Here is a 13,872-nt window from a genome sequence, read left to right as displayed (position 1 = left end):
ATATTGAATCTTAGACGATTTTACCATAAAATAGCAGTGGAAGCTAGAATTAATTAAGGAAACAAATGGCCTATTTCATTATAAAGAGCGGCAATCAACTTAGCGGTTCGATTAAAATCGGAGGTGCCAAAAATTCTGCGCTGAAGATCCTGCCAGCCGCTATTTTGGCTGATTCACCATCGCAAATATCCAATGTCCCCAAGATTATCGACATCGACAAGATGATTGAGATTTTGCGTAGCATTGGCGTTGAAATCAATTTTTCAAAGGGTGTAGTTGACATTGATCCGAAGAAAATGAATTCAAGCCATCCTGATGAGAATCTAATCAAGAAACTTCGGGGCTCCATCGTTTTGGTCGGAGCATTATTGGCCAAGTACGGGAATGCAGTTATTAGCCAGCCAGGTGGCTGCTTGATCGGTGCTAGACCGATTGACGATCATCTCGATGTCTTTCGTCAGCTTGGTGTTTCGGTCAAGTACAGTGCTGGAAGATACTACTTGAAGGGCAAGCCAAAGGCTGGCGAAGTTGTTTTGGGCAAGATGAGCGTCACGGCAACCGAAAATGCCATTTTGGCCACAGTTTTGTCAAAAGGCACAACGCGTATTCACGTTGCCGCAGCAGAGCCAGAAATCGCTGACTTGGCTAATTATCTCAACAAGATGGGCGCCAAAATCACTGGTGCCGGCACCCACGATATCACAATTGAAGGTGTAAGCTCCTTGCACGGCGTACCATACGATATTATCCCAGATCGGATTGAGGCAGGCACATATTTGATAATCGCAATTTTGACCAACTCAGAGTTGACAATCGGACCGATTGCGCCCGATACATTAAGTCTAGTTTTCAAAAAGCTCAAAGATGTCGGGGCAAAATTTAAGATCATCACTCGTGAGGGGAAGTCATATATTCAAACTGAAAAGCATGGCAAATTAATCGCTCAGGATATTGATACGCGGACATACCCAGGGTTCCCAACCGATCTCCAGTCCTTTTACGCGGTTTTGATGACACAGGCCGAGGGCAGATCTCGAATTTTTGAAACTATCTATGAGGGTCGCTTTGCTTCAGTTGAGGAGCTTCAACTGCTTCGTGGCAAAACTTTGATACTGAATCCGCATGAATTTGTAGTAGATGGGCCAAACAAGCTTGTGGGCGCTAGAATCTCAAGCAAAGATATCAGAGGCGGTGCCTCTCTTGTCGCGGCGGCACTGGCGGCGGAAGGAAAGACTGTAATCGAAGACATCGAATATATCGACCGCGGTTATGAAATGATCGATCAGAAACTAAGAACGGTTGGGGCGGATATCGAACGTATTTCGGTGATTGAAGAGGACAATGATTAGAAAAATTGCAATAGACTTGGGCACGAACAATATTCGCGTTTACATTCCCAAGAAGGGGATTATTATCAGTGAGCCCAGCGTTGTCGCTCTCCAGGCTGCTGACAACAAGATAATGGCAATCGGTGAAGAGGCCAAGAAGATGATTGGTCGTACGCCCGAAAGTATCATCGCCGCTTCACCTCTACGCGACGGAGTAATTGCAAATTTTCGAATTGCTGAGGCGATGCTTCGATATTTTATCAACAAGGTTAGCGGTTCAATCCGCCTTTTCAAGCCTGACATCATGGTCTCTATCCCGGCAGGCGTGACCTCTACTGAGCGGAGAGCGGTGATCGACGCTTGCAATCAGGCTGGCGCCAAACAAACATTCCTGATCAAGCAACCAGTCGCCGCCGCTTTAGGCGCTGGTATTCCTATCGCAACCCCATCAGGTAGCATGATCATCGATATCGGCGGTGGCACGAGCGAAGTTGCTGTTATTTCACTTGGCGATGTCGTCGCTTCGACCTCTGTACGGGTCGGTGGCAATAAGTTCGACGCGGCAATCGCGAATTACATTCGCAAAAAACACAATTTGATTATCGGCGATCAGACAGCCGAAGAGATCAAGATCAGAATTGGTTCTGCCCAAACCTTAAAAAAAGAGCTGAAAATGGAAGTTTCTGGCTCCAATACCATTTCTGGCCTACCTGAGAGTATAATTATTTCATATGAAGAAACGGTTTCTGCCGTCAAGGCGCCATTGCTCGAGATTATTAACGCGGTGAAGGATGTACTTCAAAAAACTCCGCCGGAACTTGCCTCAGACGTGATGGACAAAGGCATTATCCTAACCGGTGGGGGAGCACAACTTCGAAGTTTGGACACGCTACTTACCAAGGTTACAGGTGTTCCTTGCGAGATAGCGAATAATCCGACCGAATGTGTGGTCAAGGGCTCCGGCATCGCTCTGGAAAACCTAGAGGCGTTCAAGCGTTCGGTACTGTGGTCTAAGAATTAATTTTCACTAATATGATTATTGGAATCGACGCAAACAAGGCAACGGCCAAGAATCGAACTGGAATTGAAAACTTTGTTTTCGAACTCATTTTGAATTTGCTCAAAATCGACGCTCAAAATACTTATTACCTTTTCGCGGCCAATGATCTGCCAGATCAAATCATCAAGCATAAAAATGTCGTTCAGATAAAATCGAAATTCTCTCGGCCGTGGAACAAGATCGTTCTTCCATTGCTCTTGCGTCAAAATAAACCGGACGTTTATCTCCAACCACTCGATGGGATCCCAATGTTTGCCCCAGAGAAGACTATCGGCGTAATCCACGATTTGGCCTACAAATACTTTCCAGAGGCTTATAGCGGATTAGAAAACAGAAGACAGAACGGGGTATTGTCAAACGTTAATGCCAAGGCGAAGAAGATAATCTGCGTTAGCGAATCGACCAAGACGGACGTGCTTGATTTTTATCCCGAATCAAAAAGCAAAATCAAGGTAATCCACCTAGGGTACGACCCAGAAGTCTTTCACTCGATTGAAAAGCCCAAGGACGTCCTCAAAACAGACGGCCCCTATATTCTTTTCGCTGGCAGGCTTGAGGAAAGAAAAAATGTCAAACGACTAGTTGAGGCGTTTTTGAAGGTCAAAGCCGAGTCAAATATCCCTCAAAAGCTGGTATTGGCTGGCTCTCCTGGCTACAACTATTCCAAGATATACCAAGCGATCGTCTCAGACCGCAAATATATAAATGAAATTATCATGCCTGGGCACATTTCACATGCTCAAATGCCTGATTTGATCGCTAAGGCTGATTTCGTCGTCTTCCCAACTCTTTATGAAGGATTTGGGCTACCAGTTCTCGAGGCGATGGCCTGCGGAGCGGCAGTTGTGGCGGCCAAGTCTTCGTCCCTTCCTGAGGTCGCTGGTGAGGCTGCTGTCTATGTCAATCCGCTCGATGTTGACGACATAGCAGAAGGGATTAATTATCTGATCCAGCATCCCGAGACGAAGAAGCACTACCAGGGGCTAGCTCTGGAGCGGGCCAAGGATTTTTCATGGGAGAAGACAGCCAAAGAATTTTTAAACGAATTGGAAAGCTTATGAAACCAAAAGTTGCCATAGTTTGTGATTTCCTGACCAAGTTTGGTGGTGCCCAACAAGTCCTTCTTTCAATCAGCGAACTTTATCCAGAAGCTCCGATTTTCTGTTTGCTCTATGATGAAGAGGGGACACTCGGCAAATTCAAAAATCGCAAAATAATCCCAAGCTCCTTGCAGAAAAAACCTGCCTTTTTGCGCAATCGCCTCAAATTTCTCTTGCCAAGCTTCCCGAAAGCGATTGAGGAATTTGATTTGTCAGAGTATGACGTCGTCATATCATCCAATGATTCCTTCGCTCACGGCGCGATTACGAAGCCTGACACTTTCCATATTTGCTATTGCCACACTCCGATGCGATATGCCTGGGATTGGTGCCATGAATATCTGAAAGAAAGCGGTGTTGATCATGGACTCAAGGGTTTGATCGCTAGAATACTAATTCACAATATCAGGATCTGGGATCGAGCTTCCTCGGAGCGCGTTGACTCTTGGATAGCAAACTCTGACAATGTGAAACAAAGAATTCGGAAATACTACCGCCAAGACTCGTCTGTGATATATCCTCCAGTTAGCGTCGAGGAAATCAAGCCAAACGGCGAAGCTCCCGAAGATTTTTACCTGATCGCCTCACGGCTTGAGCCTTACAAGAAGATTGATCTTGCTGTCGAAGCCTTCAACCAATCTGGCAGACAATTAATCGTCGTCGGAGAGGGGTCACAATTCGAATATTTATCATCGATTGCGAAGAAAAACGTTCAATTTGTCGGTCCGAAATACGGCCAGGAGCTATACGACTATTTCGCTCGCGCCAAAGCCTTCATCTTCCCTGGCGAAGACGATTTTGGCATCACACCAGTAGAATCAATGGCCGCCGGCAGACCTGTCATTGCTTACAAGAAGGGCGGAACGCTCGAAACAATCATCCCTAGCAAGACCGGTATATTTTTCGAAGAGCAAACTATAGAATCGCTCAACTCTGCAATTCAAAGCCTTGAACAAGACTACTCGGACTTTACGCCAGAGGGTTGTCGTTCTCAAGCCGAGAAATTTAGCAAAGAAGAGTTCAAAAAGATGATTAGCGATAAGGTAGTATCAGAATACAAGAAATATATAGAATCAAACAAGAAATGAAACGCGATATTACCAAAATTTTGGGTATCAAAATTGATTCTCTGACCAAGGAAGAGGCCCTCTCTTCGGTTGAGGAAATTATCGGCCGCTCACGAGCCGCCTTCATCGCAACTCCAAACACAGAGATGATTATCAAAGCTCAGGGAGATGACCATTTCCGCGAAATGCTCAACGACAAATCAGCGCTCAATTTGCCCGATAGCTACGGCCTGCTCTGGGCTGGTCGTTTCCAGACACTATGGGCGCCAAAAACTCCTGGACTCCGCCAAATCATCGTTCTGTTGGAATGGATTTTCTCGATTCTAATACTACCTCTTGCGACCAGGGCCTATCATTATCCGATCAAATCTAAACTTTCTGGCTCGGACTTCATCTGGGACCTGTCTCGCTTAGCGGCAGTGAAAAGATACAAGCTATTCCTCTTTGGTGGTGGGCCTACCGTTGCCGAGCAAGCCGCCCTGCGTCTCCAAACAGAAATCCTAGGCCTCAGAATCGGCGGCATGATGTCGGGCGACCTTTCCAAATCAGATGAAGTCGTTGAGGCAGTCAAGAAATCTCGATCAGAAATTCTTCTTGTTTGCCTAGGTGCACCTCTCCAGGAAGAATGGCTTGTTGAGAATCTGAAGGCGACTGGCGCCAAGATCGGAATAGGATTGGGCGGAACTTTTGATTTTGTGGCCAGAGTCGTACCGCGTGCGCCGAGCTGGATGCAACATGCTGGACTCGAGTGGCTTTTCCGCTTGATCATCGAACCCAAACGATTATTCCGTCAAATGGCCCTCCCCAAATTTATGTTTCTCATGCTTCTAGACCGTCTCAAATCGGGATAGAGTTCTCATCACAATCTCGCCAAACCAGCGATTTTGTGATACTGTAATGTCTATGAAAATCAATACAGGAAAGCCAGAGCTTCTCGCTCCAGCAGGAACACTAGATATACTCAAAATTGCCTTCATGTACGGCGCTGACGCAGTTTATTGCGGTACGCCCGCTTTTGCGATGCGCTCCAGGGTTGGATTTGATATAAAATCATTGGGCGAGGGAATCGAATACGCTCATTCGCTCAACAAGAAAGTCTATGTCACGCTCAACTCCTTCCCACATTCGACCGAAATTGAGAAGCTAGGGGAGCATGTCGCCAAAATTGCAGAACTCAAGCCTGACGCCTTCATTGTCGCCGATCCAGGCGTGATGAAGTTTGTACTCGATAACTTCGATATTCCAGTCCATCTCTCTACCCAAGCTAATACGACCAACCAGCTCTCAGCTCAGTTTTGGGCAGATCAGGGGATAGAACGCTTAGTCTTAGCTAGAGAATTAAGTCTCAAGGATATCGCCCTCATACACAAAACGGTGCCAAATCTGCAGATTGAGACATTCGTCCACGGCGCGATGTGTATGGCACATTCTGGCCGTTGCCAGATTTCCAACTATTTTGCTGGAAGAGACCCCAACAAAGGCGCTTGTATCCAAGCCTGTAGATTTAAATACAAAATGTATGCGCTCGAAGAGGAGTATCGCCCAGGCGAGCTTTTCCCAATTTACGAAGATGAAGAGGGGACTCACATCTTGAATTCCAAGGATCTTTGCATGATCGACCATCTCGATGACATTGTGAAATCAGGCGTGATCTCACTCAAGATCGAGGGTAGACTCAAATCAGAATATTATGTCGCCACCGTCGTCGGCGCTTATCGTAAAGCCATAGATCTATTATTCAGCGATCCAGCTCAATATCAGTCAGCCAAGGCTGAACTACTCGAAGATGTGTCCAAAGCGGCTAATAGGGGATTGACGACCGGTTTTTATTACAACGAACCCGACAAAGATACCAACAACTATGCTAGTGCCAAGACCAAGAGCGAATGGGGCTATGTCGGCCGAGTTATCTCTTACGACAAAGAGGCCAAGCTTCTCAAATTTGAAGCCAAGAATTTCCTGCCAGTAGGAGCCGAGATCGAGATTCTGGCACCAGAAGGTATTGTTAAATCCAAGATTACTCAAATAATTCGCGATGGTGAAGTTCTCGAAGTAGCCCACTCTGGCTACATCGTTGAAATTCCATTAGATAAGCCAGTCTGCGCAGACGCACTCATCAGAATGAAGCTCTAGTCAGAATAATGCTCTAGCTGTAATGATGCTCTAATCATAAGGAGGCTCGCATCAGAACGAAGCTCTATTTATAATGAAACGCATATCAGGATGAACTTTTAACTATCCGATAACGTCTCTGATCTCCTAAACTAATTCGTACAAATCTCGTCGATCGACCATATTCATACGAAGTAAAACAAGATCTAGGAAGCAAAATTCTCACTGCCCTTTAGTTTCTTTTAGCAAATTGTTGATGAACTCGTCAGCACTTGACGACAGTACGACCATATAGATTACATATTCGCTGACGGCATACTCGTCCATCGCCAATTCGATATATTTACCAACGTCTTTTTTGCAAACCCACAAGCTCTTTTGAATTTGTTTGAGTCCGAGTCTCTTGATTACTCGTCGAAACATATCTCGGTTGTGGCGCATTGTTTCTGGGATATCGAACGACACAAAACGAAATTTATCATCATTCGGGATAAGGGAGGCTACTTTTTCTACAACGGCCAATCTGGCCTTGTTGGTAATAACCAATGACCCACTTTGGGCATGAGAACTCTGCTCTACATATCCGCTACGCCGTAAGCTATATAGAAATTTTGAGATGTCAGAATTGTCCAAATCCGCACCGCTATACAACTGCCTTGAAATCTTATAGGCGTCTTCGCGACTAAGGATGGCCGTAGACATAGTATCGAGAAAATTCAAAGTATAACTCAAAAAGTCTAGAGTAAAATTGATTACTTTGTCGGTTCGCGTGAGTTTGATCTGGCGTTTGCTCATACCCAAAGGAATTATTTCGTGTAATCCAATTAATCATACCCTTCTGACATGAAAGTATATAAAATATTATAACATAATGTAAAATAATGTATTCGTATGTTTCTCGTCGATCGACCATTATCATACGAAGTGGTGAGGGAAGAACTCCTGGGAGTTGTCACAAATTATCTCTGACAAATGACAAAACCCCCACTTGAGGAAGCTTGGGGGCTTGTCTCAATATGGGGGTCGGTTGTGCCCCTAAAGGGGCAGGGTCAATTGGGCATTCTTTGCCCATTTGAGTCGTCTCAGTCTAACTGAGGCGAAGAAGACGGCGGTGCGCAGCTTGGCGATCAATGTGCCAAGAGTTGCGTTTCGGAAATCTTCTTCCCGAGCCTTTCGGGCTGTAATACGCTGAACGAGCGCAGCAGTCCGGGCCTTTCGGCCAGTTTCATATCGGCGTAGCCATTCGCCCACTAGGGCGGACTTCTTACAGAATCTCGGCATAATGCCTAAGATTCCGAGAAAAGTTATGGCGGCGCTGATGATCAGGCCTGGGAAGGCTACCGGAATTAATTCCGGCATTGTTGGCAGGATGATGACGCACTGTATAAACAGTACGAAACCAATGGCTGCAAAGAGGAAACTTTTGCGCGCAAAGCGCGCTGACATTAACATTTTCATCGAATACCCTCCTAAGGGGCGGTCTGTGACTGTTGCTGCGATAGGCGATAAAAATTTCACCTACGACAGGCCAATCACGACTGTACATAAGAACATTATAGCACAATACACGCCAAAAGTCAAGATTAGCACCGTTGACCAGGCTAGCGCTTCGTGGTATATTACTCCTATTCCACCGCGGAATATTTTTATTTCCACAACTAATATAACAGAGGATTTATGCGAACGAAAATCATCGCCACAATCGGCCCATCGTCAGATTCACCAGAAATGATCGAGAAGCTTGCACTCGCAGGCATGGATGTGATGCGCAACAACTTTGCGCACTGTACTTTTGACGAATACAAGGCTCGCTATGACATTATCAAAGAGATCAACAAGAAACACAATTTGGACGTCAAGATTCAGGCTGACCTTCGTGGCCCTAGCATCCGACTTGGCGAGAATATTCCGGCCAAAGGTCTCAAGGTCAAAGACGGCGATGTATTGAAATTTGTCACTACTCCAGGCGAGGACAAACAGCCAGACGAGCTTATCATTACCGACCCCTACCTTCATGCAGACGTAAATGTTGGTGATCCAATGTTGATCGAGTCAGGCATGATTGAGCTCGAGATTACCAAGACTACTCCAGACCATCACAAATTTGAGGCCAAAGTCCTAGTCGGCGGTGTTATCTTCCCACGAAAAGCGATCAATTTGCCTACTACCAAGCTGACCACTTCTTCTATTACCGAGAAAGATCTGAAGGATTTGGACTATGTTCTTGGTGTCGGCGTTGATTATGTTGCACTTTCTTTCGTTGGTTGTGCCGCTGAGCTCAATATTATCCGCGAGAAAATCGGCGATAAGCCAGTCAAAATCATGTCCAAGATCGAACGTCGTGAGGCCATCGTCAATATTGACGAAATCATCAATGCATCAGATGTCGTCATTATCGCCCGCGGTGACTTGGGTGTTGAGATGCCATACGAGCAATTGCCAATTCTTCAGAAGAGAATTCTTCGCAAATCTCACCAGCTCTTGAAACCTGCCGTTGTCGCCACTCAGATGCTCAAGAATATGACCAAGTCGCCATACCCAACTCGCGCTGAAGTGTCCGACATTGCTAATGCAGTCTTTGACGGCGCGCACTATGTCTGGCTCTCAGATGAGACAGCCAACGGCGATTATCCACTCGAGGCTCTCAAGGTCCTGAAGAAGACGATTGTGGCTGCAGACCAGTACATGGAAGGCTGCTCGATCTAAGCAAACTGAATATATTCTAGAAAAGGTAGCTCAAAAGGCTACCTTTTTGGTATGAAACAGTTGACATCCTCGTGAGGAATATCTAGACAGAAGTGATACAATAGCCATAGGCGATAAGAAATTTACTTCCAATTCAAGCGGAAAGAGGTATTTGAACGTGGTCGCCCCCAAAACTGTGTCGAGACGAATCCCGCCTCAGCATGAACGTGTAAGATACAGAGTAAGTCAGGGGGTTTAAATGGTGAAAAATTGTGAAAGAAGGTGAATAATATGAGAAATACTATTAAAAAAGGGTTTTCTCTGATTTGGTCAGAAGGCCCAAAAATTTTTTTCTGGTGGAGCGTTTTGGGGCTCGGATCGCTGATTCCCAAGTTTAAAAATCCTTATTACTATTGGCTTGCGGCAGTGATCGCAATAATTTCGCTTTTTTTTATTATAAAAAAGGCATTTTTAGAGGTCAGAAGAGACATACAGGAATCCATAATAAATCGCGATACGAAGCCTATCGTCGCCGATAACACGGATTTGGTGAAATGTCTTGAGAAAAATATGCCTACATCAAGGTTTTTTGAATTAGTCTATAAACACGGTGACTCTTTGGCTAGTGACTGGGCATCGGATGGTGTTCTGCGACAAATAAATTTCTATATCGAGTGTAAAAATGGTATTACTGAGAAAACAGTCCAGATTTATGTCTATTCCAAAATATCGAAAGAGCAGCTTATGAAAATTCTGCCTAGTAATAGTGAAACTGTGGAAATTTTAAAGGCAGAACCATATGGAGCTACAAGTATCAGGATGTCGGAGATAGGTGGGTTTAAGCATGTTCTCGCAACAGCGATTGCCTCTGCCTCGAGCGAAATAGCTAAATCCGAAGGAGTAAAAGTACAAATTTCACCAGCATCCAATTCGGTTTCAATTAACTTCCGCTTGAACAACAAGACAAGACAATGGACAGAGAGATATCAATATCAAGACAACACTTTGTTTGATGAAAATAATATATCGATTAAAAAGTTTGACAAAAAATAATTAAGAGTCAATAAAAAAACTGCATGAAAATAAAAGATACTCCAAAAGTAGATCGGCCACAGGAAAAATTGGTCAAATACGGCACGAAAAAATTGTCTGATGCCGAGCTTTTGGCCATTATTTTGCGGACTGGGACGAAAGAATGCAATGTTCTCGATTTATCCAAAAAAATCCTTCGTAAATATCGTGAAAAATTGTCATCCCTTGAGATCGATGAGTTAAAGAAAATAAAGGGGCTTGGCGAAACGAAGGCCTGCCAACTAATCGCGGTGGTTGAGCTGGCTAGGCGACTTATTCATGACAATGCCAAGCCGCTATTAATTTCGCCAGAAGTGGTTTTCGAATCAGTCAAGGAGATTAGAGAAAGCAAGAAAGAGCATCTCTTGGCAATATATCTAGATGTCAGAAACAGGGAGATTTCACGCGAAATTATTTCTATCGGAACGTTGACCGCCAACTTGGTCCATCCACGCGAAATATTCGAACCAGCTATTCGACAATTAGCAGCCGGAATAATAATTGTCCATAATCACCCATCAGGCGATACACAGCCGTCCGATGAGGATCGAGAAGCTACCAAGCAATTACGGAAAGCGGGTAATATTTTAGGAATCGAAGTTGTCGATCATATTATTGTTTCGGAACACAATTACTCCTGCATCGGCAACTGAGGCTAGATACCAAACAAAGACCGAACATATCCACAGTAGTTGTGCTGCAAAATGCCTAGAATGTGTGATACCATACTGTCATGTACAACAAGATCACTAAGCAAAGTTTATTTACATCGGAGAAAGAAAAGTTGAGAAAAAAGCCAACAGATTTTAAATTTATCGATTTATTCGCAGGAATTGGCGGAACTCGTATCGCTTTTGAACGTGTCGGCGGCGAATGCGTTTTCAGCTCGGAATGGGATTCGTCATGCCAGAAGACATACGAGGCAAATTTTGGTGAAATTCCTCACGGAGACATCGCGAAGATTGATGAGAAAAAAATCCCTGATTTTGACATACTTGTCGCAGGTTTCCCTTGCCAGCCGTTTAGCTCTATCGGCAAGCGACAGGGATTTAAACACAAAACGCAAGGTACGCTTTTTTATGATATCGCTAGAATAATTGGTGCGAAGAAACCATCCGCATTTCTCTTGGAGAATGTTAAGGGCCTGACAACTCATAACGACGGCGATACCCTCAGAACAATTATTTCTGTGCTTGAGGATGATCTTGGATATAAAACATTTTACGAAATACTTGATGCCTCTAACTTCGGAGTTCCCCAGAAAAGACAAAGAATCTACATAGTTGGCTTCAAGAAGGAGCTATTATCTAAAGACGATAAATACATTCATCCCACAGGCACAAACAACAAGGTCTTCATCAACCAATTCCTTGAAAAAAATGCCGACGGCTATTCAATATCAAAGCATTTACAGGAAAACTATTTGTTTAAGCTTGATGACGGTCGCCCGAAGCTAGTTAACGAGAAATCCGATATCCATGTGAAGACGCTTGTCGCATCCTATCACAAAATTCAACGCCTTACGGGAACTTTTGTAGAGGACGGTCCGACTGGCATTAGGTTATTTACACAGAATGAATGTAAGGCCATTATGGGTTTTCCTGAAGATTTTGTTGTTCCTGTTTCAAGAACACAGATGTATCGACAGTTCGGTAATTCGGTAGCCGTTCCCGCTGTCCAGGCGGTGGCGGAGAGCATTAAACAATTTTTAATTAAGAATAACGTTTTGAAGGGAAAGAATGAAGCCAAAAAAAATAAGCCAAGAGCAGGTAATTAAAAAGTACTTTATTGCTCATCCTAATATTAGTGTAGAACACAAGGATTGTGTTCCATGGATGATGAAGGAATACAGGGACAAAACAGGCCAGGTCTTTGCTGATCCCGACAGGGGGATAAGGAAATTACATCAAGAAGGCTTTCTTGTTAAAGAGAACAAGGGTGTCTACAAATATGATCCCAACATGGTCGAGACTCGACATCTAGAAGATTTTACTCCTGCCCAAAAAAAGGAAATATTCAAAAAAGATGGCTACAAATGTGTAATGTGCGGTAAAGGTGAGGCTGAGGGTGTTCAATTGTATGCTGACCACATTAAGCCCAAGGATCTTGGCGGAGAGGCTAAGATCTCTAACGGACAAACTCTCTGCGGTCAGCATAACTGGCTGAAGAAAAACCTAAAGCAGACGGAGACTGGCAAAAAAATGTATATCCATCTCTATGAACTTGCGAAAGACGAGAAGAACGAAGAAGTACTAAAATTTTGTACAGAGATATTGGAAGTATATGAAAAAAATGACATGAACGGCCATATTGTGTGGAAAAAATAAAGATTATCGAGGAGAAAAATGGAAGAAGAGCACACAAAGAAAGAAATTAACGATTTATTCAAAAAAATAAAAAAGTTTAATAAATGCATAGAGAATGAGGGGAATAACAAATTTTCCGTGATCGATACTACTGAAGAAGAGAGGATCTGGGTAGTTGCTGATAGCTCCTCCTCATTTAACAATATTAAGGAGTTTGCAAATGGCTAACTGGAATGACATTCTGGATGAAATAAATAGCGAGGGTAGCACTTATGATATCGTAAGACGCAGGTACTTAAAGAAATTAAGCGATATCACAGGAAGAAATACGATAGCATATTATAGCGGCTGGCTACAAAAGCCGAACGCACCAGAGATACAGATAAATGATAATGATAAAAACGGGTTTATGACTGCTGTTAATGGGCTCAATCGGGACAAGGGACTTGATCTGATTTTGCACACACCTGGAGGTGAAACAGCAGCAACAGAGTCAATAATTGATTACTTATCAAAAACCTTTAAGGACATTAGAACAATTGTCCCACAGCTTGCAATGTCTGGTGGAACAATGATTGCATTCATGGGTAGCGAAATTTTAATGGGTAGACAATCGAGTCTTGGTCCGATAGACCCTCAATTAGGTGGATTGCCAGCGCATGGAATTCTTGAGGAATTTTCGCAAGCCTTTCAGGAGATGGCTGCAGACCAGAAGAAGGCCTTCGTCTGGCAGCCTATTCTGAATAAATATAACCCAACTTTAGTCGGAGAATGTCAAAAATCAATCGCTTGGTCCGAGAAAATTGCTGAAGATTGCCTTAAGAAAAGAATGCTAAAAGGCAAGAGAAATATCAATGAAAGAATCAAGAAGATTAAAAAAGAATTTGTAGATCACTCAATAAACCTCTCACATGCAAGGCATCTACCAGCCGAAAAATGCAGAGAAATTGGTCTAAATATAAAAATGATAGAGGATGATCAAATTATTCAAGATGCAATATTGACCGTACATCATTCCTTTATACATACCTTAACGGCAACTCCTGCAGTAAAGATTATTGAAAATCAAAATGGTACTGCTTATATCCAAACCATACAAACAATCCTAATTCCTGGACGATAATAAAGTGACTATACAAACAG

The 13,872-nt window shown here is 43.8% G+C and carries 15 protein-coding genes; 13 read left to right on the top strand and 2 right to left on the bottom strand.

Annotated elements, in window-relative coordinates; genetic code table 11:
- The first annotated feature begins 65 nt into the window (after positions 1-65).
- Genes murA through WC227_02935 form a run of 6 tightly spaced genes read left to right on the top strand, consistent with a single transcriptional unit; the run spans position 66 to position 6,688 of the window.
- Positions 66-1,349, top strand: coding sequence for a UDP-N-acetylglucosamine 1-carboxyvinyltransferase (gene murA, locus WC227_02960; GenBank protein ID MFA6963652.1), 1,284 nt, complete (start codon positions 66-68; stop codon positions 1,347-1,349).
- Positions 1,342-2,349: a rod shape-determining protein gene (locus WC227_02955; protein ID MFA6963651.1), complete on the top strand. Its 1,008-nt coding sequence runs from the start codon at positions 1,342-1,344 to the stop codon at positions 2,347-2,349. The genes murA and WC227_02955 overlap by 8 nt, the downstream gene beginning before the upstream one ends.
- Positions 2,350-2,360: 11 nt before the next feature.
- Entirely contained in the window at positions 2,361-3,449 is a 1,089-nt protein-coding gene (locus WC227_02950) for a glycosyltransferase family 1 protein (GenBank protein MFA6963650.1), read from the top strand.
- Positions 3,446-4,576 carry a glycosyltransferase gene (locus WC227_02945; protein MFA6963649.1) on the top strand — a complete coding sequence of 377 codons (1,131 nt, stop codon included), beginning with the start codon at positions 3,446-3,448 and terminating at the stop codon, positions 4,574-4,576. Before WC227_02950 ends, WC227_02945 begins: the two co-directional genes overlap by 4 nt.
- Complete coding sequence (locus WC227_02940) at positions 4,573-5,406, top strand: WecB/TagA/CpsF family glycosyltransferase (protein ID MFA6963648.1); 834 nt, start codon at positions 4,573-4,575, stop codon at positions 5,404-5,406. Before WC227_02945 ends, WC227_02940 begins: the two co-directional genes overlap by 4 nt.
- A gap of 52 nt (positions 5,407-5,458) precedes the next feature.
- Positions 5,459-6,688, top strand: coding sequence for a U32 family peptidase C-terminal domain-containing protein (locus WC227_02935; GenBank protein ID MFA6963647.1), 1,230 nt, complete (start codon positions 5,459-5,461; stop codon positions 6,686-6,688).
- A 201-nt stretch (positions 6,689-6,889) separates the two neighbouring features.
- Here the strand turns inward: WC227_02935 and WC227_02930 are convergent, their stop codons facing one another.
- Together WC227_02930 and WC227_02925 are read right to left on the bottom strand one after the other, a co-directional pair.
- Complete coding sequence (locus WC227_02930) at positions 6,890-7,369, bottom strand: hypothetical protein (GenBank protein ID MFA6963646.1); 480 nt, start codon at positions 7,367-7,369, stop codon at positions 6,890-6,892.
- 333 nt (positions 7,370-7,702) lie between these two features.
- Positions 7,703-8,125 carry a hypothetical protein gene (locus tag WC227_02925; GenBank protein ID MFA6963645.1) on the bottom strand — a complete coding sequence of 141 codons (423 nt, stop codon included), beginning with the start codon at positions 8,123-8,125 and terminating at the stop codon, positions 7,703-7,705.
- 219 nt (positions 8,126-8,344) lie between these two features.
- Between WC227_02925 and pyk the strand changes: the two genes are divergently transcribed.
- From pyk to WC227_02890, 7 genes are all read left to right on the top strand, one after another.
- The gene (gene pyk / locus WC227_02920; GenBank protein ID MFA6963644.1) at positions 8,345-9,373 is read left to right on the top strand and encodes a pyruvate kinase; all 1,029 of its coding nucleotides are present in this window, start codon (positions 8,345-8,347) and stop codon (positions 9,371-9,373) included.
- A gap of 270 nt (positions 9,374-9,643) precedes the next feature.
- Positions 9,644-10,405 (top strand): hypothetical protein, encoded by a 762-nt coding sequence (locus WC227_02915; protein MFA6963643.1) that lies wholly within the window; start codon positions 9,644-9,646, stop codon positions 10,403-10,405.
- Between the two features lie 23 nt (positions 10,406-10,428).
- Positions 10,429-11,076 carry a DNA repair protein RadC gene (gene radC / locus WC227_02910; protein ID MFA6963642.1) on the top strand — a complete coding sequence of 216 codons (648 nt, stop codon included), beginning with the start codon at positions 10,429-10,431 and terminating at the stop codon, positions 11,074-11,076.
- Between the two features lie 80 nt (positions 11,077-11,156).
- The gene (gene dcm / locus WC227_02905; GenBank protein MFA6963641.1) at positions 11,157-12,200 is read left to right on the top strand and encodes a DNA (cytosine-5-)-methyltransferase; all 1,044 of its coding nucleotides are present in this window, start codon (positions 11,157-11,159) and stop codon (positions 12,198-12,200) included.
- Positions 12,163-12,750, top strand: coding sequence for an HNH endonuclease (locus WC227_02900; protein MFA6963640.1), 588 nt, complete (start codon positions 12,163-12,165; stop codon positions 12,748-12,750). The genes dcm and WC227_02900 overlap by 38 nt, the downstream gene beginning before the upstream one ends.
- Before the next feature lie 18 nt (positions 12,751-12,768).
- On the top strand, positions 12,769-12,957 hold the full coding sequence (locus WC227_02895; GenBank protein ID MFA6963639.1) for a hypothetical protein: 189 nt from the start codon (positions 12,769-12,771) through the stop codon (positions 12,955-12,957).
- Positions 12,950-13,852 (top strand): S49 family peptidase, encoded by a 903-nt coding sequence (locus WC227_02890; protein MFA6963638.1) that lies wholly within the window; start codon positions 12,950-12,952, stop codon positions 13,850-13,852. Before WC227_02895 ends, WC227_02890 begins: the two co-directional genes overlap by 8 nt.
- The last annotated feature ends 20 nt before the right edge of the window (positions 13,853-13,872 follow it).

Source organism: Patescibacteria group bacterium, from assembly GCA_041671645.1.
Lineage (GTDB): Bacteria > Patescibacteriota > UBA1384 > XYA2-FULL-43-10 > 1-14-0-10-43-13 > JBAZBD01.
Note: the sequence above shows the minus strand (reverse complement) of the source record. Positions and strands in the feature narration are given on the sequence as shown.

Excerpts from the sequence above, each read along its gene's own strand:
- murA (MFA6963652.1), top strand. The coding sequence starts at position 66 with ATGGCCTATTTCATTATAAAGAGCGGCAATCAACTTAGCGGTTCGATT.
- WC227_02955 (MFA6963651.1), top strand. The coding sequence starts at position 1,342 with ATGATTAGAAAAATTGCAATAGACTTGGGCACGAACAATATTCGCGTT.
- WC227_02950 (MFA6963650.1), top strand. The coding sequence starts at position 2,361 with ATGATTATTGGAATCGACGCAAACAAGGCAACGGCCAAGAATCGAACT.
- WC227_02945 (MFA6963649.1), top strand. The coding sequence starts at position 3,446 with ATGAAACCAAAAGTTGCCATAGTTTGTGATTTCCTGACCAAGTTTGGT.
- WC227_02940 (MFA6963648.1), top strand. The coding sequence starts at position 4,573 with ATGAAACGCGATATTACCAAAATTTTGGGTATCAAAATTGATTCTCTG.
- WC227_02935 (MFA6963647.1), top strand. The coding sequence starts at position 5,459 with ATGAAAATCAATACAGGAAAGCCAGAGCTTCTCGCTCCAGCAGGAACA.
- WC227_02930 (MFA6963646.1), bottom strand. The coding sequence starts at position 7,369 with ATGTCTACGGCCATCCTTAGTCGCGAAGACGCCTATAAGATTTCAAGG.
- WC227_02925 (MFA6963645.1), bottom strand. The coding sequence starts at position 8,125 with ATGAAAATGTTAATGTCAGCGCGCTTTGCGCGCAAAAGTTTCCTCTTT.
- pyk (MFA6963644.1), top strand. The coding sequence starts at position 8,345 with ATGCGAACGAAAATCATCGCCACAATCGGCCCATCGTCAGATTCACCA.
- WC227_02915 (MFA6963643.1), top strand. The coding sequence starts at position 9,644 with ATGAGAAATACTATTAAAAAAGGGTTTTCTCTGATTTGGTCAGAAGGC.
- radC (MFA6963642.1), top strand. The coding sequence starts at position 10,429 with ATGAAAATAAAAGATACTCCAAAAGTAGATCGGCCACAGGAAAAATTG.
- dcm (MFA6963641.1), top strand. The coding sequence starts at position 11,157 with ATGTACAACAAGATCACTAAGCAAAGTTTATTTACATCGGAGAAAGAA.
- WC227_02900 (MFA6963640.1), top strand. The coding sequence starts at position 12,163 with ATGAAGCCAAAAAAAATAAGCCAAGAGCAGGTAATTAAAAAGTACTTT.
- WC227_02895 (MFA6963639.1), top strand. The coding sequence starts at position 12,769 with ATGGAAGAAGAGCACACAAAGAAAGAAATTAACGATTTATTCAAAAAA.
- WC227_02890 (MFA6963638.1), top strand. The coding sequence starts at position 12,950 with ATGGCTAACTGGAATGACATTCTGGATGAAATAAATAGCGAGGGTAGC.